General features: G+C 67.1%; 14 protein-coding genes. 6 read left to right on the forward strand and 8 right to left on the reverse strand.

Annotated elements, in window-relative coordinates; genetic code table 11:
• Positions 1-4: 4 nt before the first annotated feature.
• From metX to IT182_11060, 3 genes are all read right to left on the reverse strand, one after another.
• On the reverse strand, positions 5-1,036 hold the full coding sequence (gene metX / locus IT182_11050; GenBank protein MCC6163871.1) for a homoserine O-acetyltransferase: 1,032 nt from the start codon (positions 1,034-1,036) through the stop codon (positions 5-7).
• Positions 1,033-2,343, reverse strand: coding sequence for an O-acetylhomoserine aminocarboxypropyltransferase/cysteine synthase (locus IT182_11055; GenBank protein ID MCC6163872.1), 1,311 nt, complete (start codon positions 2,341-2,343; stop codon positions 1,033-1,035). Before IT182_11055 ends, metX begins: the two co-directional genes overlap by 4 nt.
• A 75-nt stretch (positions 2,344-2,418) precedes the next feature.
• Positions 2,419-3,843: a HAMP domain-containing protein gene (locus tag IT182_11060; protein MCC6163873.1), complete on the reverse strand. Its 1,425-nt coding sequence runs from the start codon at positions 3,841-3,843 to the stop codon at positions 2,419-2,421.
• Positions 3,844-3,881: 38 nt separating this feature from the next.
• Between IT182_11060 and IT182_11065 the strand changes: the two genes are divergently transcribed.
• On the forward strand, positions 3,882-4,595 hold the full coding sequence (locus tag IT182_11065; GenBank protein MCC6163874.1) for a response regulator transcription factor: 714 nt from the start codon (positions 3,882-3,884) through the stop codon (positions 4,593-4,595).
• Between the two features lie 212 nt (positions 4,596-4,807).
• On the opposite strand, the gene IT182_11070 is transcribed toward IT182_11065, so the two are convergent.
• Complete coding sequence (locus tag IT182_11070; protein ID MCC6163875.1) at positions 4,808-6,082, reverse strand: glycosyltransferase; 1,275 nt, start codon at positions 6,080-6,082, stop codon at positions 4,808-4,810.
• 35 nt (positions 6,083-6,117) lie between these two features.
• Here IT182_11070 and IT182_11075 point away from each other — a divergent pair, with 35 nt between their 5' ends.
• The 4 genes from IT182_11075 (at position 6,118) to IT182_11090 (ending at position 13,227) form a co-directional block, all read left to right on the forward strand.
• On the forward strand, positions 6,118-7,041 hold the full coding sequence (locus IT182_11075; protein MCC6163876.1) for a nucleotidyltransferase: 924 nt from the start codon (positions 6,118-6,120) through the stop codon (positions 7,039-7,041).
• A 13-nt stretch (positions 7,042-7,054) separates the two neighbouring features.
• Positions 7,055-8,164 carry an aminoglycoside phosphotransferase family protein gene (locus IT182_11080; GenBank protein ID MCC6163877.1) on the forward strand — a complete coding sequence of 370 codons (1,110 nt, stop codon included), beginning with the start codon at positions 7,055-7,057 and terminating at the stop codon, positions 8,162-8,164.
• A 192-nt stretch (positions 8,165-8,356) separates the two neighbouring features.
• A complete protein-coding gene (locus tag IT182_11085) occupies positions 8,357-11,668 on the forward strand; it encodes a TonB-dependent receptor (GenBank protein MCC6163878.1) in 3,312 nt (1,103 codons plus the stop codon).
• A gap of 158 nt (positions 11,669-11,826) precedes the next feature.
• Entirely contained in the window at positions 11,827-13,227 is a 1,401-nt protein-coding gene (locus IT182_11090) for an ATP-binding protein (protein ID MCC6163879.1), read from the forward strand.
• Between the two features lie 176 nt (positions 13,228-13,403).
• On the opposite strand, the gene IT182_11095 is transcribed toward IT182_11090, so the two are convergent.
• A complete protein-coding gene (locus IT182_11095; protein MCC6163880.1) occupies positions 13,404-16,667 on the reverse strand; it encodes a TonB-dependent receptor in 3,264 nt (1,087 codons plus the stop codon).
• 356 nt (positions 16,668-17,023) lie between these two features.
• On the opposite strand from IT182_11095, the gene IT182_11100 reads away from it, so the two are divergent.
• The gene (locus tag IT182_11100) at positions 17,024-17,461 is read left to right on the forward strand and encodes a DUF411 domain-containing protein (protein MCC6163881.1); all 438 of its coding nucleotides are present in this window, start codon (positions 17,024-17,026) and stop codon (positions 17,459-17,461) included.
• A gap of 47 nt (positions 17,462-17,508) precedes the next feature.
• Here the strand turns inward: IT182_11100 and IT182_11105 are convergent, their stop codons facing one another.
• The 3 genes from IT182_11105 to IT182_11115 form a co-directional block, all read right to left on the reverse strand.
• Complete coding sequence (locus IT182_11105) at positions 17,509-18,489, reverse strand: sugar phosphate isomerase/epimerase (protein ID MCC6163882.1); 981 nt, start codon at positions 18,487-18,489, stop codon at positions 17,509-17,511.
• 78 nt (positions 18,490-18,567) lie between these two features.
• A complete protein-coding gene (locus IT182_11110) occupies positions 18,568-19,785 on the reverse strand; it encodes a cysteine desulfurase (protein ID MCC6163883.1) in 1,218 nt (405 codons plus the stop codon).
• A 49-nt stretch (positions 19,786-19,834) separates the two neighbouring features.
• Positions 19,835-20,278 carry a DUF3037 domain-containing protein gene (locus tag IT182_11115; protein MCC6163884.1) on the reverse strand — a complete coding sequence of 148 codons (444 nt, stop codon included), beginning with the start codon at positions 20,276-20,278 and terminating at the stop codon, positions 19,835-19,837.
• Positions 20,279-20,328 lie beyond the last annotated feature (50 nt).

Consider the following 20,328-nt stretch of genomic DNA (forward strand, 5'->3'; position numbering starts at 1 on the left):
GGCGCTACGCTCGTTCCCTGAACGTTCGGACGGCGCGAAGGACGTCGTCCTGCTCGATGAGGAAGGCGTCGTGGCCGTGCGGCGACGTCAGCCAGACCAGGTCGCTGTTGGGCAGCCCCTCGGCCAGGGCGCGCATCTCGTGCGGGGGATAGAGGACGTCCGTGTCGATGCCGATCACGAGCGCGGGCTGCGTGATGCGCGCGAGCGCCGCCTGCACGCCGCCACGCCCGCGACCCACGTCGTGCGAATCGAGCACGTGCGTGAGCGCGACGTACGCCCGCGCATCGAACCGCTGCACCAGCCGCTCGCCATGACGATGCAGCCAGCGCGTGACGTCGGGCTGCGACGGATCCTCGCGGCTGCCGCCGAAGCGCGCTTCGAACGACAACGCGCCGCGATAGCTGATCATGCCCATCATCCGCGCCGTCGCGAGCCCGCGCGCGGCAGGCCCGGCGGGCCACTCGGGATCGGCGAAGATCGCCTGCCGCTGCGCTTCGGCCAGCGCCACGGCCCACGGTGCGTGCACGGCCGGCGCGGCCAGCACCGCAATCGCGTCGACCATCTCCGGATACAGCAGCGCCCATTCGAGCGCCTGCATGCCGCCCATCGATCCGCCGATCGCGAGTCGCACGCGCGTCACGCCGAGCGCGGCCAGCAACCGGCGCTGCACGTGGACCACGTCACGCACCGTCACGGCCGGGGCGTCGGGCCGCGCACCGAAGACCGCATCCCATTCGGGCGTGCCGGGCCCGGACGTACCGTAGCAACTGCCGAGGACGTTGCTGCAGATCACGAAGTCGCGCTCGGGATCGAGCGCGCCGTCCGGGCCGATGAGCGCGCCCCACCAGTCGGCGACGTCAGCAGACCCGGTGAGCGCGTGACACACGAGCACCGCGTTGTCGCCGCTCGGGGCACGTGTGCCCCACGTCTGGTACGCGACGGTCACGCGCGAGAGCGTCGCGCCAGACTCCACGGTGAAGGGCGCCGGCAGCAGGAGCTGCTGGCGCCCGTTCGCCACGATCGTGCTCACGTCTATGCCGGTGCCTGCACTTGAGCGAAGGCCTGCGCGAGATCGGCCTTGATGTCCTCGATGTGCTCGATGCCCACCGAGATGCGCACGAGATCCGGCGAGACGCCGGCCGCCAGCTGCTCCTCGTCGCTCAACTGCTGATGCGTCGTGGTCGCCGGATGGATGACCAGCGTCTTGGCGTCACCCATGTTGGCGAGGTGGCTCGCCAGCTTCAGCGAGTCGATGAACGTGCGCCCGGCCTCACGGCCGCCGCGGATGCCGAACGACAGGACCGCCCCGAAGCCGTGCGTCAGGTAGGTCTTCGCCGCCGCGTGGCTCGGGTGGCTCTCGAGGCCCGGGTAGCTCACCCAGCTCACCTGCTCGTGCGCCTCGAGCCAGCGCGCCAGTTCGAGCGCGTTGTCGCAGTGACGCTGCACGCGCAACGAGAGCGTCTCGAGTCCCTGGAGATACAGGAACGAGTTGAACGGGCTCAGCGCGGGACCGAGATCGCGCAGGCCTTCGACGCGGGCGCGGATGATGAACGCGATGTTGCCGAACGGGCCGTTGACGCCGAACGGCTCGGTGAACACGAGGCCGTGGTAGCCGGGCGACGGCTCGGTGAAGAGCGGGAACTTGCCCGATTTGGCCCAGTCGAACTTCGCGGAATCGACGATGACGCCGCCGATCGATGTGCCGTGTCCGCCGATCCACTTGGTGGCAGACGCCACGACGATGTCAGCGCCGTGATCGATGGGACGGCACACGTAGCCCGCGCAGCCGAACGTGTTGTCGACGATGAGCGGGATGCCGTTGTCGTGCGCGAGTTTCGCGAGTGCTGCCAGATCCGGCACGTTGAACTTCGGGTTGCCGATCGATTCGACGTAGAGCGCCTTCGTCTTGTCGTCGATGAGGCGCGCGAAGCCGTCGACGCCGTCGCCGTCGACGAACTTCACGCCGATCCCGAGACGGGGCAACGCCACCTTGAACTGGTTGTACGTGCCCCCGTACAGGTAGCTGGTGGACACGATGTTGTCGCCGGCCTGCGCGATGGTCGCAATCGCGAGGAACTGCGCCGCCTGGCCGCTGCTCGTGGCCAGCGCCGCCGCCCCACCTTCGAGCGCCGCCACGCGCTGCTCGAAGACGTCCGTCGTCGGATTCATGATCCGCGTGTAGATGTTCCCGAACTCCTGCAGCGCGAACAGGCGCGCGCCGTGATCGGAGTCGTTGAACGTGTACGACGACGTCTGATAGATCGGCACGGCCCGTGCGTTGGTGCCGGGTGCGGGTTGTTGCCCCGCGTGGACCTGCAGCGTCTCGAATCGGTACTGGCTCATGGCTCAGTATTTATGACGACGCTCGCGTCCGACAAGACATGCGAGCGTCATAGATTGAGTCCGGCAACGGGCAGCTCACTCCTCCCCCTGCGGCAGGCGGATCGTGAACGTCGTCTGACCGGGCTGGCTGGCAACGGTCACTGTGCCACCGTGGCGCTCGACGATGGCGCGAACGATGGAGAGGCCGAGGCCGCTCCCCTCCCGCGTGGCGGCGCGAGAGGGATCCGCCTTGTAGAATCTGTCGAACACGTGCGGCAGGTGTTCCGGGTCGATTCCGTGTCCTGTGTCGGCCACCGACAGCGCGACGGCGTCACCATCCCTCGACGCCGTCATGGTCACGCGGCCACCATCGGGCGCGTGGCGCAACGCGTTGGCGACGAGATTGTCGACGGCCTGTTCGAGGCGGTGTGGATCACCGCAGATCTGATCGGCGGCCTCGTCCACCTTGACGTCGATTGCCACCCCGTGCTCGGCCGCGATCGGCTCGTGCCGGTGCGCCACGTGCTGGAACAGCTTGTCTGTCGCGAACACGCCCATCTCGAAGTCGGCAACGCCGTTCTCGAGCCTGGCCACGTCGAGCAGGTCGGCCACGATCCGATCGAGGCGCCGCGTCTCTCGCGCGAGCGTGCCGAAGTATCGCGCACGCCGATCCGCATCGGCGGCGATCTCCGGCATCTGCACGGTCTCGATGAAACCGAGCATGGCCGTGAGCGGCGTCTTCAGCTCGTGAGACACGTCGGCCAGCATCTGACGGCGCAGCCTGTCTGCCGTCTTGAGCGCACGGTCGCGTTCCGCGAGTTCGTCGCCCATCCTGTTGAACGCACGCGCCACGACGGCGATCTCGTCACCGCCTTCGGCCGGCGCACGTGCCTGGAGGTCGCCCTCGCGCATGCGTTCGGCGGTCGACGCCAGCACCGACAACTTCCGCCGCGCAGGCGTGAAGATGATCCACGACGCGAGGGCGGTACCGGTCACGAGCAGCAACAGCCCCGACGGCGACACCAGTCGGGCGAGCTCGCCAAACAGCGTACGGGGCGGGAATCGGAGCACGACCAGCCCACGCAGTTGTCCCTCGACCTGGATGGGCGCCGTGAGGAACGCCGTGTTGGTGCCGGTGGTGAGACGCTCCTCCCGCGGGGTGGGTGGGAGCATCTGTCGGGCGTGGGCCACCACGGCTTCTGGCAGCGGCGTGGGCGAGGCCGAGACGATCGTGCCGTCGCACATCACGACGTCCATGAGCGCCCAGTCGGGATGGCGCTCCGCCCTGATGCGCCTGAGGTCGCACGTGTCGGCGCGCTCGAGTTCGGCGGCACACGCGCGCGCGACGTCCATCGACACCGCGTGCGGCGCACGGCGCGGGTCGCGCGCGTCGCGCTGCGCCTTGATCGAGACGATGAATCCCTGCAGCAGCGCGATGCCGATCGCGAGCAGGACGAAGCTCACACCGATGCGCAGGTAGAGGCTGCGCCACCACGCGACGGGCTCCATGTGTGCACGCATGGTAAACCTTTGTGGCGCGCGATCCGTATGGAGTCGTGATGCCAGGGACGGACGTCCGTCGGGTTCTGGTCGTGGAAGACGACGCGTCGATCCGTGATCTGCTGCAGCTGCACCTCGGCCTTGCCGGCTTCGAGGTGGAAGACGAAGCGAACGGCCGCGCCGCGCTCGATCGCGCGCGCCAGCAGCGCTTCGATCTCCTCGTGCTCGACGTGATGCTGCCCGGACTCGACGGCGTCTCCATCTGCCGGGCGCTGCGTGCGAGCGGGCCGAACGTCGATACGCCCATCCTCATGCTCACCGCGCGCGACAGCGAAGCCGACACGGTGATCGGCCTCGAGAGCGGCGCCGACGACTATCTCGCCAAATCATTCGGCGTCAGGGAGTTACAGGCACGCGTGCTCGCCGTCACACGGCGGCACGCGCGCGCCACCTCGAACGGGACCGACGCGCCGGCGATCCTGGAACTCGCACCGGGCATCACGATGGACGTGGCGCGGCGCGACGTGACGATGCACGGTGCCGCGGTCGACCTGACGCGACAGGAATTCGATCTCCTGTACCACCTGGTCGCCAATCGCGGCATCGTGTTCAGTCGTACGCGCCTGCTCGAGACGGCGTGGTCCAACGACACGTACACCGAGCGCACGGTCGATACGGTGGTGAGCCGATTGCGCAAGAAGCTGGAGCGCGATCCGCGCGAGCCAGAGCTGATCCTGACGGCGTGGGGCGTGGGCTACAAGTTCAGCAAGTAGCGCGTGTCGAGCGCCCACACAGCTGCATAGCACCTGCAACACTCGCGCAACATCCGCAGCGTCGAATGGAGAAGGCAGGCCGCGGGACGCTCAGGAGACGGACGTCGCACAGGCAGGAGGACGGATATTCCAACAGGGGTTGGGGTCAACCGACAGCAACTTCCTGCTCGTCGACACCCGATCCTGAACGTTCCCGCGGTCCGCGTGTTGTATCACACCTGTCGACGTAACTGCATGGCGTCGCGGAGGGGCTGCAGCCGTCTCAGCGCGGGATTGCAGCGCTCGGCGTGCGCGAGCGACAGGCACCCGCGATCCCATTGACCGGCCCGCATCGCGGCCGTGGCATCGGCGGCGTGCCACAGGTCGTCGCGCAGAAGCGTCCTGTCGGCGCGAAGCGTGTCGACGAATCGCAGCGCACGCGCCGGATCGACCTCGACGAACCGTTCCCAGAACGGCCACGCACGCGTCTCGCTGACGAAGGCGCGTAGCGTGTCTGCAATCGACGCGAGGCGATGCACGTACGTATGCGCGTCGCGCACGACGCGCGCGCCTGTCGCCGCCATCCGCTCCCGCCCCTCCTCATCGTCCAGCAGCCGCGAGACCAGGTCGACGATGGGCTCATCGTCGGCGATGGCCACAAGGTGTTCGCCTGGCGTGAAGAGCGTGGCGGCCTCGTCGGCGCGGTCGGTCACGACCAGACACCCGCACGCCATCGCTTCGAAGACGCGCATGTTGAGGCTCGCGCGGCCGTGCGCGCGCGTGACGTTCACCGTGAGACGCGCTCGCTGATAGACGTGCCGCAACCGATCGCGTTCCGGCACGAACCCCTTGTAGCTCTCCTCCAACGCGGCGTCGCTCGTCCAGCCCCTCCGGTCGTAGCCGTACACCGAGAGGCCGAACGGCACGAGGTGGCGCAACACGTCGCATCGCTCCGGCGTGGGCCCACCGGAGAACACGACGGGCGCGTCGCGCCGCGTACCGGCCACCGGCGGGAAGAACATCTGGTCGTTGACCGCCATCGGCAGGTACTCGGCCGCCACGCCGTAGCGGTGCAGGTCCGCCAGTGCGTGACGGTCCCAGCAGAACACGCGGATGTCGGCGGCCTGCAGGCGGTCGATGTAGGGCGCCGTCGCGGCGTCCACGGGCCGGTCGAATGGTGGGCCGAAGTCGTAGAAGAAGCACGCGACGGGTGCACGCGCCACATCGGCGAGCCGCCACGGGTCGTCAGGCAGCGCGTCGGGGAACGGCGGCAGGATGGCTTCGATGCCGTAGCTGAAGACGAGGTCCGGTTCGAACGCGCGGACCTCGTCGGTGACCCGAGCCAGTGTCGCCTGCCACGTCTCGCGCGGCGCGCCACGCAACTGCTGCGTGAGGGCGTCGAAGTCGATCCAGTGGACCACCCACCCCAGCCGGCGCGCGGCCTCCGCCAGATCGAAGGCGACGAATCGCGCGAAGCTGCGCTGGCGGATGGAGACGACGATCTTCATGCCCGACCGGACCGATGTGGTGTACAACACGAAGGATGCCGACGCAAGCGCCCCCCGCTCTTCTCGTCCTGGCTGCCGGCATGGGCAGCCGCTATGGCGGCCTCAAGCAACTGGACCCGATGGGTCCTCACGGCGAGACCGTGATGGACTACGCGATCTTCGATGCACTGCGCGCCGGGTTCGGCCGCGTGGTCTTCGTCATCCGCCGCGATTTCGAGGAGCCGTTTCGCCAGCAGGTGCTCTCGCGCTACGAAGGCAAGATCGACGTCGGCTACTGCTTCCAGGACATGGACGAGCTACCGGGCGGCTTCACGCGTCCCGCGGACCGCGTCAAACCGTGGGGCACCACGCACGCCATTCTCGCGGCGCGCGACGTCATCCGCGAGCCGTTCGCCGCCATCAACGCCGACGACTTCTACGGTCAGCAGTCGTACCAGGTGCTGCACGACTTCCTCGCCTCGTCCGCGCGCGAGCAGGAACCGCATCGCTATGCGATGGTCGGCTTCACGCTGCGATCCACGCTGTCGCCGCACGGCACCGTCGCTCGTGGCGTGAGCGTCACCGACGACAAGGGACACCTCGTGTCGATCCGCGAGCTCACGAAGGTGACACCCGTGGGCGATCACGTGGAGAACCAGGACGGCAGCGACCCGCCCGAACGCCTCACGGGTGACGAGCCCGTCTCGATGAACATGTGGGGCTTCACGCCCGCGTTGTTCCCGCAGATCGAGCAGGCGTTCATCGAGTTCCTCGACGCGCACGGGCAGGAGCTCACCTCCGAGTGCTATATCCCCGCGACGGTGGACGTTCTCATCAGGAACAATGCCTGCGTCGTCGAGGTGCTGCGCACGACGAGCCGGTGGTTCGGCGTGACGTATCGCGAAGACAAGCCCGGCGTGATGGCGGCGATGGCGGACCTGGCCGCCAGCGGCGCGTACCCGTCGCCGCTCTTCGGCTGACCTCGTGCTCACGCTGACGGCCGGTGATCCGGCAGCGGTCGTGCGGCGGTTCGCGATCTCCGGTACGCCGGGCTCCGTCGAGCGCTACGGCAGCGGCCATATCAACCACACGTATCTCGTCACGTTCGAGCACGCCGGCGCGACCAGGCGCTACATCCTCCAGCGCATCAACGGCCACGTGTTCCGCGAGCCGGAACGGCTGATGGAGAACGTGGCGCGCGTGCTCGACCACGCGGCGACGCGCCTGGCCGGACACCCCGACGCGGCGCGACGCGCGCTCACGCTCGTGCCCGCGCACGACGGACGCGCGTACGTCGTCGCCGACGATGGCGCGGTGTGGCGGACGTATCACTTCGTCGAGCGCAGCGCCTCGTACGACGTCGTCGAAACGCCCGCGCAGGCCCACGTGGCCGCGCGCGCGTTCGGGGCGTTCCAGGCCCTGCTCGCGGATCTGCCCGGCGATCGCCTGCACGACACGATCGCCGACTTTCATCACACGCGGAAGCGCTTCGATGCGTTCGCCGCAGCCGTCGCCGCCGATCCGTGCAACAGGGCGCATGCGTGTCGCGACACGATCGACGAGGCTCTGGCGCACGAAGCGGATGCCGACAGGCTCCTCGACGCCGCCGCGGCCGGCGACGTACCCGAACGCGTCACGCACAACGACACGAAGATCAACAACGTGCTGATGGACGACACCACGGGCGAGGCGCTGTGCGTGGTGGACCTCGACACGACGATGCCGGGGCTGGCGCCTGTCGATTTCGGCGACATGGTACGCACGGCGACCAATGCCGGCGCCGAGGACGAGCCGGATCTCTCGAAGGTCGCGTCGCGGCCGGAGATGTTCGAGGCCGTCGCGCGTGGCTACCTCGCGACGGCCGGCCCGTTCCTGCAGCCGTCGGAGATCGCCTGGCTCCCCTTCGCCGGCCGGTTGCTCGCCTACGAACAGGGCCTGCGGTTCCTCGGCGATCACCTGCTCGGCGACCCGTACTACCGCATCCACCACGAGGGGCACAACCTCCAGCGCGCCCGCGCCCAGTTCGCCCTCATGCGCTCGATCGGGGCGCAGCAGGACCACTACGCGCGCATCGTCGAGCGCCTGCTGTCGGCCGGCGCCTGACACCACACGATGGAGCGAAGGGGCTTCAATCGTGTTTCCCTTCGATTGCTTGGATCGCTGGCATCCAATGTTCTGGAGATTCGCGCGTCTCGTCTGAATACACTACGGCCAGGCCGGGCGCCGCGAATGGCCCGGAGGTTGCAACCGACTCATGACGCTGTCGGTACCCCGCACCCCCTCGTGGAGGTGTGAGTGAAGGCTGTTCGAACACTCCTGACCGGCGTGCTGGCATCGATGCTGGCCGTTCTGGTCGTCCTCAGCCCGGCCAACGCCGCGGCTCAAGCGCTGTACGGTACCCTCACCGGTACCGTCGTCGATGACTCGGGTGCCGCCATTCCCGGCGCCACCGTGACGGTCGTCAATCAGGGCACGGGCCTCGAGGTGAACGCCGTCACCGACGACACCGGCTCGTACGCGATCCGCAACCTCCAGCCCGGTGCCTACACGGTGAAGGCCTCTCTCCAGGGCTTCAAGGAGTACGTGCAGACCGGGATCCCGGTGTCGCAGGGCGACGTCGTCCGTATCGTGGCGCGTCTGGAAGTGGGTGCGCTCACCGAGTCGGTGACCGTCACCACGGAGGCGGCCCTTCTCAAGACCGACAAGGCTGACGTGAGCGTCAACCTGCGGCCGGCCGAAGTGGTCAACCTCCCGCTGAACCAGTACCGCAACTACCAGGCGCTGTTGAACCTGGTGCCCGGCGCGACGCCCACCGGCGTGCAGAACGACCAGACCGACACGCCCGGTCGCGCGCTGACGACCAACGTCAACGGCACGAACCGCAACAACAACGTGACACGCGTGGACGGCGCGGCCTCCATCAACGTGTGGCTGCCCCATCACGCCGGCTACATCGCGCCGGCCGAGACCGTCGAAACGGTGAACGTCTCCACGACGAGCTTCGATGCGTCGCAGGGCATGACGGGTGGCGCCGCGATGTCGGTGGTCACCAAGTCGGGCACGAACGAACTGAAGGGCTCGGCGTTCTACTTCCGCAACAATTCGAGCTGGAACGCACGCCAGAATTACTTCTCGGCCAACGACAACCCGAAGGGCAGCCTCGACATCATGGGCGGCACCGTGGGCGGGCCCATCAAGAAGAACCACCTGTTCTTCTTTGGCGGCTACGAACGCAACCTCGAGAAGAACAGCAGCATCAGCACGCTCACGGTGCCGACGGCGCGGATGCGTCAGGGCGACTTCAGCGAAGTACTCGCCGTCAACCCGAACTTCAGGTTGTACGACCCGGCCACGGGTGACGCCACGGCTGGCACCGGCCGCTCGGAGTTCGCCAACGCCATCGTCCCTGCCAACCGCATCAGCCCGATTTCCCAGGCGATCCAGGCGTTCTACCCACTGCCCAACGTGCCCGGCACCAACGGCGGGATCCAGAACAACTACGAGGTGGCCCGCTTCCCCGTGGCCGATCGACACAACTACGACATCAAGGTGAACTGGAACCGCAGCGCGCAGAATCAGATCTGGGGCAAGTTCTCGATGATGGACGCCAATGTCGAGTCCACGTTCTTCCTGCCCTTCGAGGATGGACTCGTCGGCGACACGAACACGAAGATCTTCTCGTTCGGCCAGACGTACACGCTCACGCCGACCCTCATCTGGGACGCGACGTTCGGCGCCAATCGCATGGCCCAGAACGTCATCGGCCCGGACTTCGGGACCAACTACGGCCTCGACCAGTTCGGTATCCCCGGCACCAACAGCGCGGGGGCATCGGGTCCGGGTTCGGCCGATCTGCTGCGCTACTCGGGATTCCCGACGTTCAACACCGGCATGTCGACGCTCGGCAACAGCAACACGTGGACACCGGTGTGGCGTGACGAGGCCAGCTACACCTTCAGCACGAACGTGACCAAGGTGGCCGGCAAGCACGAGATTCGTGCGGGCTTCGACTTCGTCCGCCTCACGCTCGACCACTGGCAGCCCGAAGACGCCAACCCGCGCGGCAACCTGGACTTCGGCTCAGCCCTGACCGGCGCGGCCGGCTACTCGGGCAACGCCTGGAACCAGTACGCCGCGTTCCTGCTCGGTACCTCGAGCGGCTTCAGCAAGAGCATCCAGTACCAGGAGATGACGGCGCGTGAGAACCAGCTCGGGTTCTACATCAACGACCGCTGGCAGGTGAACGACAAGCTGACGCTCAACTACGGCCTCCGCTACGAGTACTACCCGCTCATGTCGCGCGATGGACAGGGTCTGGAGTTCCTGGACCTCAATACGTTCAACACGGTGCTCGGCGGCGTGGGGAGCAACTCGCAGGACCTCGGCATCAAGGTGAGCAAGACGCTGTTCGCCCCGCGTCTCGGCGCGGCGTATCGCCTCAACGACGACACGGTGCTGCGCGCCGGCTTCGGCCGCACGTTCAACCCGATGCCCTGGGCGCGTCCGCTGCGCGGCTTCTACCCGTTCACGATCGCGTACTCGGCGGCCGGCAACACGGCCTTCACGCCCTACACGACCCTGGCCAACGGCCTGCCGGCGGCCCCGACGCCCGTCGGCATCGAGTCTGGCGTCACGCCACTCCCGCGCGGCGTCAGCACGCGTTGGGCCGATCCCGACAACGTCGAACGCGGCACGATCGACTCGTGGAACGTGTTTGTCGAGCGTCGCCTGCCCATGGACGTGGCGCTCGGTGTGGGCTACGTGGGTACCGCCACCAACGACGGCTTCGCCGACGTCAACGTGAACTACGCCGAGAGCGGCGGCAACGCCAACCGCCAGTACTTTGCGCAGGCCGGCAACGCCACGCTGCGCGAGTGGGGTTCGATCACGAAGGCGCGCTACCACTCGCTGCAGGTGTCGCTGAACCGTCCCTTCAAGAACGGCCTGCTCCTCAAGGGCGCGTACACGTTCTCGAAGGCGCTCAACGAGACCGACGATGACGGGTGGGCGACGCTGATGTGGAGCCAGCCTTCACAGATCGATCGCAACTATGCGCGCGCCGGCTACGACCGTCCGCACATGCTCCAGCTCGGTTTCGTGTACGAACTGCCGTTTGCACGCGAGTCCTCGGGTGTGCTGGCCCAGGTGATCAAGAACTGGCAGATCAACGGCATCGGCTCCATCGTGTCGGGTGTGCCGTTCACGGTGGCGGGCGACAACAGCCTCCTGAACCAGCAGGCCGGCCAGCAGACGGCCAACGTGACCGGCGAACTGTCGGGCGGATTCGGTACGGCCGGCCCGAACGAGACCTGGTACGACGTCACGCAGTTCAGCCAGCCCGGCAACGCGTGGGGCAACTCGGGCCGGAACACGTTCCGCGGCCCGGCGAACTGGAACCTGGACTTCTCGGTCTTCCGCGCGATTCCCATCAGCCGGTATCGCCTGGAACTGCGCGCCGAGGCCAGCAACGTGTTCAACCACGCGCAGTGGGGCACGCCCGTGACGGGTATCACGGACCCCAACTTCATGCGCATCCGGTCGTTCACGTCCGGCAGCCTGGTCCGTTCGCCACGCCGCGTGCAGTTGGGCATCCGGTTCCAGTTCTAAAAACCGGGCACTGGGCACCGGAACAGATGGAGCGAAGGGGCGTCAGCCCCTTCGCCCGGCAGCGGGCAACGGGCAACCGTTGCCCGCTTTCTTGTGGCGCAAGAGATTTTCACGAACAGGATAATCCTTCGTGAGATAATCATACGAATGAAACTCCTATGCGCTTCCTGAACAGACACGAGGAGCTGTCTGCCATCCGACAGCGCATCGACAGCGGCCAAGCGGAACTTCTCGTCGTCTACGGCCGCCGCCGGATCGGCAAGACCGAACTGCTCACCCATCTTGCGGCCGGCCTGCGGTCGGTCTACTACGAGGCCACGGACACCGTCGCCGCGGACCAGCTCCACGACTTCACGGCGCAACTCGCTCAGGTGTCGGTCAGTGAACTCCTCTACCGCCAGTCCCTGACGAGTTGGGAGGCGGCGCTTGCCGCCATCGCCGACTTCGTCGGGACGCAACGCACGTTGGTGGTCCTCGACGAGTTCCAGTACCTGGCGGCACGATCGCCTGAACTCGTCACGGTCCTGAGCCGCTGGTGGCGCACCACGGGACGTCACCTTCCTCTCGTGCTCGTCCTCGCGGGCAGCGAACTCTCCTTTTTCGAGAGCGAGGTGCTGGCCGGCAGCCTGTACGGCCGTCGCACCGGCCAGTTGAAGATCGAACCACTGACGGCGCGGCAGGCAGCGCTCTTTCATCCCTCGTACACGTCGGAGGACCGCGTGCGCACCTACGCCGTCTGCGGCGGCGTGCCCTACTACCTGGAACGGTTCGGCGACGACAGGCCGCTCGCCGAGCACCTTCTGCATGAGGTGTTCCTGCGCACGGGGCGCCTGCACGACGAGGCCGAACTGATGCTGCGGCAGTCGGTCGCGGACCCGGCCAACCACATCGCCGTACTGCGTGCCATCGCGCACGGGCAGAACCGCAACGCCACGATCAGCGACCGTACGCAACTCGCGCCGGCCCACGTCGCCAAGACCCTCGATGTCCTCGAGCGCCTGAAGCTGGTCGAACGCCTCCGTCCGATCACGGCCTCGGTACGCGCCAAGAAGACGGCCTACGCGATCAGCGATCAGTTCCTGCGGTTCAACTACCGCTTCGTGGAGCCCGCGCGTTCGCAGTTGCGGACACAGGCGCTGGCCGAGGCGTACCTCGACGCGCGTGTCATCCCGGAGCTGGATCACCACACATCCCTGGCGTGGGAGGACATCGCGCGCGAATACGTGCTCACGACGATGCAGGACGTCAGTCGCGTCGGTCTCTGGTGGGGACAGGTGCCGACCGGCGATGCACGGAGGACGGAACAGCGCGAGGTCGACGTGGCCGGCGTGGACGCGCACGGCACGCTCATCGTCGCCGGCATGTGCAAGTGGACGAACGCGCCTGTGGACTTCGACGAGCTGAATCTCCTCGACCGACTGATCCCTCACATCGATGCTCGCGCCCAGCCGGCACGCTATCTGTTCTCGCGCGCGGGCTTCGCCGCCCGTCTCGTCGACCACGCGGCGACAAATCCACGCCTGCATCTGGTAACGCCAGCGGATATCTACGCAGATTGAACAAGCGCCACGCGGTCCATCGGGGCCGCGCTCGGAGAGCCGCCCTACCTTCCCAGCGATAGGTCGGACTGACCGCGGTAGGAGGCCGTAGGGGCCTGCCTCACGAAAAAGCCCCGGAGAACCAGTTGGTTCCCCGGGGCAGGCCTCCCAAGCGGAGGCGTCAGACGTGCGTTCGACTAGAACTGGAAGCGCGCGCCGAGCTGCACACGACGCGGTGGCCGGCCGGGATAGCCGAACGTGCGGATGCGCATGAAGTTGGGGTCCGTGAAGCCGGTGACCGGGTTCCCCCACTGCGCGTGGTTGAACACGTTGCTGGCCTCGGCACGGAACTCCACGCGGTAGCGACCGAACGGGAACGTACGGAAGAGCGAGAAGTCCAGGTTCCAGTTCGCGGGTCCGCGGAACGCGTTGCGGCCCGAGTTGCCCCACGCGTTGCCGGGCTGGCTGAACTGCGTGATGTCGTACCAGCGGTCGTTCGGACCGGCGGTACCCACGGGCGAGAGCTCGCCCGACACATTAATCGTCTGCAGACCCGCCTGCTGGTTGAGGGCCGCGTTGTCGCCGCCGACCGTGAACGGCGAACCCGACACGATGGAGCCGATGCCGTTGATCTGCCAGTTCTTGACGATCTGCGCCAGGGCACCAGACGACTCGCGTGCGAACGGGAGTTCGTACACGAAGCCGAGCTGGAGGATGTGCGGGCGGTCGTAGCCGGCGCGCGCATAGTTGCGCGAGAGCTGCGACTCCTGGTTCCACGACAGCGTGGCCCAGCCGTCATCGTCGGTCTCGTTGAGCGCCTTCGAGAACGTGTAGGCGCCCTTGAGGAGCAACCCGTTCTTGAACGGCCGGTTCAACGCCACCTGCAACGAGTGATACCGGCCCTTCGTGCGGGCGCCCCACGACAGGACGTTGGCCGTGCCAGCCTGCGTGAAGTACTGGCGGTTGGCGTTGCCGCCGCTCTCGGCCCAGTTCAGGTTGCGATCCGCGTAGCCGTTGTTGGTGGCGGTGCCCACGTAGCCCACGCCGAGGGCGAGGTCCATCGGGAGGCGACGCTCGATGAAGATGTTCCACGAGTCGGTCGTGCCGCGATCGACGTTGTTCGGCTCGGCCCAGCGCATGTTGACGCCACGCGGCAGGGGCACGATACCGGTCGACGTGTCGGGCGACGGTGCGGCCGGCAGGCCGTTCGCGAGTGTCGTGAACGGCAGGTAGGGGACGTTGGTCGAGTTGCTGTACGCGATCGTGTACGGGTACCAGCCGCGCAGCGGCCGCGACCACGGCATCGGGTTGAACGTCCGGCCGAAGCCGGCGCGCAGCACCGTGTCGTCGTTGATGCGGTAGGCCGCGCCGATACGCGGGGCGAACAGGCTCTTGCTCACGCTGATGCCGTTGTCCTTGGGCACATTGCCGAGCCCACCCATGGACACCGTCCAGGTGTTGAGATCGAGTTGCTCGAGGCCGGCGCTCTCACGCGACATGAGCGGGTAGTACTCGTAGCGGAGGCCGTAGTTGAGCGTCAGCTTGTCGTTCACCTGCCAGCGGTCGTTGAGGTACACGCCGAACTGGTTCTCGCGTGCTGACATCTCCATGAACTGGACGCTCTTGCCGAAGCCACTCACCCGCCCGAGGAGGAATCCGGCGTACGTGTTCCACGCGTTGGACGCGTAGCCCGTCGTGCCCGTCTGGTTGCCGAAGTCGAACGTACCGCGCGGGTTCTGATCCTCGGGCTGCCAGTGGTTGAGCTGCATGCGGATGTAGTCGAAACCCGCGCGGAACTCGTGCCGGCCGGCCACCTTCGTCACGTTGGTCGAGAAGGTGTAGCTGGCCTCCTTGCGCCACACCGGCGTCCAGGTGTTGCTGTTGCCGATGCCTTCAAGACCGATGTTGAAGCGCGGGAAGCCCGAGTAGCGCAGCGGATCCGACGACCCGGGGCCGCTCGTGCCCGCGCTGTTGGTGCCGGGGATGCCGAATTCGGTGAGGCCGTAGTTGGTCCCGAAGTCCGGTCCGATCACGTTCTGGTCCATCTTCGAGATACCGAACGTGGCGTCCCAGATGAGCGTCGGCGTGAGCGTGTACGTCTGGCCGAAGGAGATGACCTGCTGGGTCGTGTCTCCCACCAGACCGGATTCGAAGGGCTGGAAGTAACCTTCCTCGACCTCGGCGTCCATCCGCGAGTACTTGCCCCAAAGCTGGTTCTGAGCGCTGCGATTCCAGTTGAACTTCGTGTCGAAGTTGTGGCGGTCGGCCACCGGGAAGCGCGCGACCTCGTAGTTGTTCTGGAGGCCACCGTTGGTGCCCGGCACGTTGGGCAGTGGGTAGTTGGCCTGGATCTTCTGGGCGATCGGGCTGATCTGGTTCGCCGGAATCTGGTTATTGGCGTACACCGTGCGGCCGGCACCCGTGACAGGATCCCCCGTGTTCGGGTCGTACAGACGGAACGACGCAATGTTGGCGGCCACTTCGCTGAAGTCGCCCTGGCGCATCCGCGCCGTCGGTACCGTCAGCGTGTCGATACGGCTGTTCTTCTCGAGGTTGCGCTCGTACCCGCCGAAGAAGAACAGGGCGTTCTTCTTGATCGGGCCACCCACGGTGGCGCCCATGATGTCGAGGCTGCCCTTCGGGTTCTTGTTGGCCGAGAAGTAGTTCTGGCGCGCATTCCACTTCGAGTCGTTCCGGAAGTAGAACGCCGAACCCTTCAGTTCGTTGGTGCCCGACTTGGTCACGACCGACACCGCCGCGCCACCGGTCATGCCCTGCGACGCGTCGAAGCTGTTGGTCGAGATGTTCACCGTCTCGACCGTCTCGGCCGGGGCGATGTACGCCGCGTGGTGCGGCAGCCACACGTTGATGGAGGCAGCACCGTCGATACGCGTCACGTTGTTGTTGCGGTTCGTGCCGTTGACGTTGGTCGTCAGCGCGCGGCCCGGCGTGTCGGTCTGAGCGTTCTGCACGTTGACCGGTGTGGCACCGGGCACGAGGTTCATCAGCGCCTGGTAGTTGCGGTACTGGTTCAGCGGGAGGTTGACCACCTCGGCCGGCTTCAGGTTGACGCTCACGTCCGCCTTGTCGGTCTTGAGGAGGGCCGCTTCCGTGGTGACGGTCACCGATTCGGTGAGCGCACCCACTTCAAGGCGCGCCACAACGCGAACCGAGTCGTTCTGCGACACCGGAACCCCGGTCTGCACGTACTCCTTGAAGCCCTGGAGGGAGGCCCTCAGCGTGTAGGTGCCGGGCTGCAGGTTGCGGATCGCGTACGAGCCGGTCTCATCGGTGACGGCGTTCACCTCGAGGCCCGTGCCCTGGTTGACGACCGTCACGGTGGCGCCGGGAATGGCGGCGCCCGAGTCATCGACGACGGTACCAGCGATGGTGCCGTACAGCGCTTGCGCCGACGCACTCGCCGGAACCAGCGCCAGCGCCGCCGCCAACGCGACGGCCAAGCATCTGCCTAGAAGGGTTCGAACAGGGGTCACTCACTACCTCCGAAAAATTGGGGTTAGAACAGACAGCACTGTCGCATTCTGCAACATTCGAGCCACGCTATCGCAATCCTTCTGCAACGATTCGCTGACCTGCACAACTCCTTTACCTTGGGGTAGTTGTGGAGGGTACTCCGGGTAGTGGAAACAGGTGATGCCGCCTCTCCGCCTCAACAGCGGCCCGAATCTCCAGAGAATTGGACCTTTGGCATTCAGAAACTTGGAGTGGACGCGAGGGACGCGTGGGCCGGCGTCCCGGCGTATAGTGGCGGGCAGGACAACTGGAGGCTCTCTTGACTCGAACGTTCATCGCGCGCGTGAGTGGCGCGCTCGTGACAGCACTCACCGTGGCCGGCGTGGCCGTGACCGCGCAGACGACACCGACCCTGCCGACCGTGCTGGTCTACAAGACGCCCACGTGCGGCTGCTGCACCAAGTGGGTCGAGCACCTGCAGGCCGCCGGCTTCACCGTGGAGACGCAGCACCGCGACGACCTGACGCCCATCCGTCAGGCCAACAAGGTGCCGGCGACCGCCACGTCGTGCCACACGGCGCTCGTGGGCTCGTACGTCGTGGAAGGCCACGTTCCGGCCGCCGACGTGAAACGCCTGCTCGCCGAGAAGCCGAAGGTGAAGGGGATCGCCGTTCCCGGCATGCCGATCGGCTCACCCGGCATGGAAGGCGGCACGCCGCAGAAGTACAACACCCTGAGCTTCACCGAAGACGGCAAGACCAGCGTGTTCGCGAGCCATTGAGGAATGAGGTAGGGTCGGCCGGTCTCGGAGAGCCGGCCCTACCCCCACTACTGACCGTACGCGGCGCGCAGTTGGGCGATGGCCTTCGGGACGGCGGTTTCGGCCGGGGCCTTGCCTTCGAACTCCAGCGACACGTAGCCACGATAGTTCTGCGCGGCGAGGATCGTCGCGATGCGCGCGTTGTCGATGTCGAGTGAGTACCACTCGCCGCCGCCCTCGTAGGCCTTGGCCTGCACGAAGACCGCCCTGGGCGCGATCGTCTCGAACTGCTCGTACTGGTTCTCGAGGAAGTTGCCCGTGTCGGCCAGCACGCCGAGCCACGGCGAGTTCACCGCGTTGACGATGCGCATGAGGCCTTCGGCGGTGCGCGCCAGCCCCCAGTGGTTCTCGAGCGCGAGCAGCACGCCGAGCTTCTCGGCTGTCGGCAGCAGCTTCTCGATCGACGAGATGCACCACTCGAAGCCCTGATCTTCGGTCACGCCGGGCAGGATCGGCTCGATACCCTTGTTGGCCATCAGGTCGTCGAACGACCTGGTCGTGTTCCACCGACCCGTGTTGAGGCGCAGGCACGGGATGCCCATCGCATGCGCGAGTTCCATGCAGTGGACCGTGTGGTCGATGTTCTTCTGGCGCTCCGCGGCGTCGGGGTACACGAAACCCTGATGGATCGACAGCGCAATGAGGTCGATGCCGTTCACGAACGCGTGCTTCTTCAACCCCTGCAGGTACGCGTTGTCCTCCCCCTTCATCTGGCGATGAAGGATGTCCACGCCTTCGACGCCGATCGACGCGGCGTGATCGATCACCTTCTCGATCGGATACGGGTCGTCCTGCGGGCGGAAGTGCCAGTACGAGTACGACGACACGCCGAACTTCACGCGACTGCCGGCCGGTCGCGCGGCAGGAGGAGCCGCAGCCTGCGTCGCAGCCTTGGCGTCGGTGCTGCCCGTGCCCTGCGTACAGGCGGACACGGCGGGAAGAGCAGCCGCCACGGCGGCGGTGGTCAGGAGATCGCGTCGGGAGAGCATGGGGGGATTCTACAACTGCCCGGCAACCGGCAACGGGCAACCGGCAACCGCTAGGACAGAACGGTTGTAGGGGCGACCCTACGAGACGTGACGTGGAAGTGGTTCCGGTCTACCCGGTTGCCGGTTGCCCGTTGCCGGTTGCCGGACGACTGTATCGACGCGGGCGATCACGGCGTCGATGTCCGCGGCGCTCGTCGGGCGGCCGACGCTGATGCGGAGGTTGGTGAGGCCGGGGGCGCGGCCGATGGCGGTGAGGACGTGCGACGCTTCGCCGCTGGCGCTCGTACAGGCCGAGCTCGTCGAGACGCACACCTCGTCGCCCAGCGCCGCGAGCAGCGCATCCCCCGGGGGGCCGGCGAGACTCACGTTCAGGTTGTTGGGGAGGCGACGCTCGGGTTCCGCGATTGGGTCGGGGCCATTCAGCAGGATGGCGGGAAACGCGTCTCGGAGCGCGAGCCACAGCCGATCGCGCAGCGCACGCTGTGTCCGGCGATCGGCCTCGAGATCCTCCCTGGCCAGCACGATGGCTTCCGCGAGACCGACGATGCCGGGCACGTTGAGCGTGCCGCTGCGCAGCCCCCCCTCGTGCCCGCCGCCGTCGAGGAGCGGCGTGAGTCGACACGGCGTCCGCACGTAGAGCGCGCCCACGCCCTTCGGGCCGTACATCTTGTGCCCGCTCATCGACAGCAGATCCACCTGCATCGCCTGCACGTCCACGGGCACCTTGCCGAACGACTGCGTCGCGTCGGTGTGCAGCAGCACGCCGCGCGCGCGGCACAGCGCGCCCAGCGCCGCGATGTCGTGGAGCACGCCGATCTCGTTGTTGGCGTGCATCAGCGACACCAGCGCCGTGTCCGGACGCAACGCGGCTTCGACGGCTCCGACCGACAACGTCCCGTCGGCGTCGACAGGCAGAAACGTGACGTCGTATCCACCGTCGCGCAGGGCCTTGCACGCGTTGAGCACGCACTTGTGCTCGGTGGCCGCCGTGACCACGTGGCGCCCGCCCGGCGCGCACGCCGTGCCCAGCACGCCCTTGAGCGCCAAGTTGTTCGATTCGGTGGATCCCGACGTGAACACGATCTCCGATGGCGACTCGGCGTTGAGCGCCGCGGCAATCCGCTGCCTCGCCCGTTCGGTGGCCGCGCGCGCTTCCAGCCCGACGCGATGACTGGTGCTCGCCGGGTTGCCGAACACCTCCATGAAATACGGCGTCATGGCCGCGAACACGCGGGGGTCGACGGGCGTTGTCGCGTGGTAGTCGAGGTAGATGGGCACGGCAAGTCCGTCTCGGATTGTCCTACACCCGTGAAGGCACGGCAAAGGCGAAGCGAGACATACGCGGCTACGCCACGTAGCGGCGCACCAGCCGTTCGAGCGTCTGCGCGGGGTCGTCGCACACGCCCGTGTGAGCGGGCGAGGTCTGAATCACCGTGCTGCGTGGTGCCGTCAGCCAATGAAAACGCTGGCGCGGCGGGAGCGCTCCGATCGGTCCGGCCTCGTCGCCCCCGCGACAGACGGCCTCGAACGACGCGAGGTGGCGACAGACGATGTCGAGGTCGAGCGCCGGAGCGAACGCACCGAGGCGTGCGCGATCGACGCTGATCAGGGCCTCAAGGAACCGGTGGTCGGGGCACGACAGCACCACACCGACGTTGAGGAACTCCTCGCGGTCCACCCGGGGCACGACGCGGATCACGGCGTAGTCATACGCGTGGCCGCTGCGCACGGATCGCCTCCTCCACGAATGCGCGCGCCCCTTGCACGCGTGCCAGCAGGTAGACCACATACGCGGCGCGTGCCCCCACCGGGTCGTCGCCCAGCCACGCATCAGGCACC

The organism is Acidobacteriota bacterium (assembly GCA_020845575.1).
GTDB lineage: Bacteria > Acidobacteriota > Vicinamibacteria > Vicinamibacterales > Vicinamibacteraceae > Luteitalea.

Excerpts from the sequence above, each read along its gene's own strand:
- IT182_11070 (MCC6163875.1), bottom strand. The coding sequence starts at position 6,082 with ATGAAGATCGTCGTCTCCATCCGCCAGCGCAGCTTCGCGCGATTCGTC.
- IT182_11115 (MCC6163884.1), bottom strand. The coding sequence starts at position 20,278 with ATGTGGTCTACCTGCTGGCACGCGTGCAAGGGGCGCGCGCATTCGTGG.
- IT182_11090 (MCC6163879.1), top strand. The coding sequence starts at position 11,827 with ATGCGCTTCCTGAACAGACACGAGGAGCTGTCTGCCATCCGACAGCGC.
- IT182_11075 (MCC6163876.1), top strand. The coding sequence starts at position 6,118 with ATGCCGACGCAAGCGCCCCCCGCTCTTCTCGTCCTGGCTGCCGGCATG.
- IT182_11065 (MCC6163874.1), top strand. The coding sequence starts at position 3,882 with ATGCCAGGGACGGACGTCCGTCGGGTTCTGGTCGTGGAAGACGACGCG.
- IT182_11055 (MCC6163872.1), bottom strand. The coding sequence starts at position 2,343 with ATGAGCCAGTACCGATTCGAGACGCTGCAGGTCCACGCGGGGCAACAA.
- IT182_11060 (MCC6163873.1), bottom strand. The coding sequence starts at position 3,843 with ATGCGTGCACACATGGAGCCCGTCGCGTGGTGGCGCAGCCTCTACCTG.
- IT182_11105 (MCC6163882.1), bottom strand. The coding sequence starts at position 18,489 with ATGCTCTCCCGACGCGATCTCCTGACCACCGCCGCCGTGGCGGCTGCT.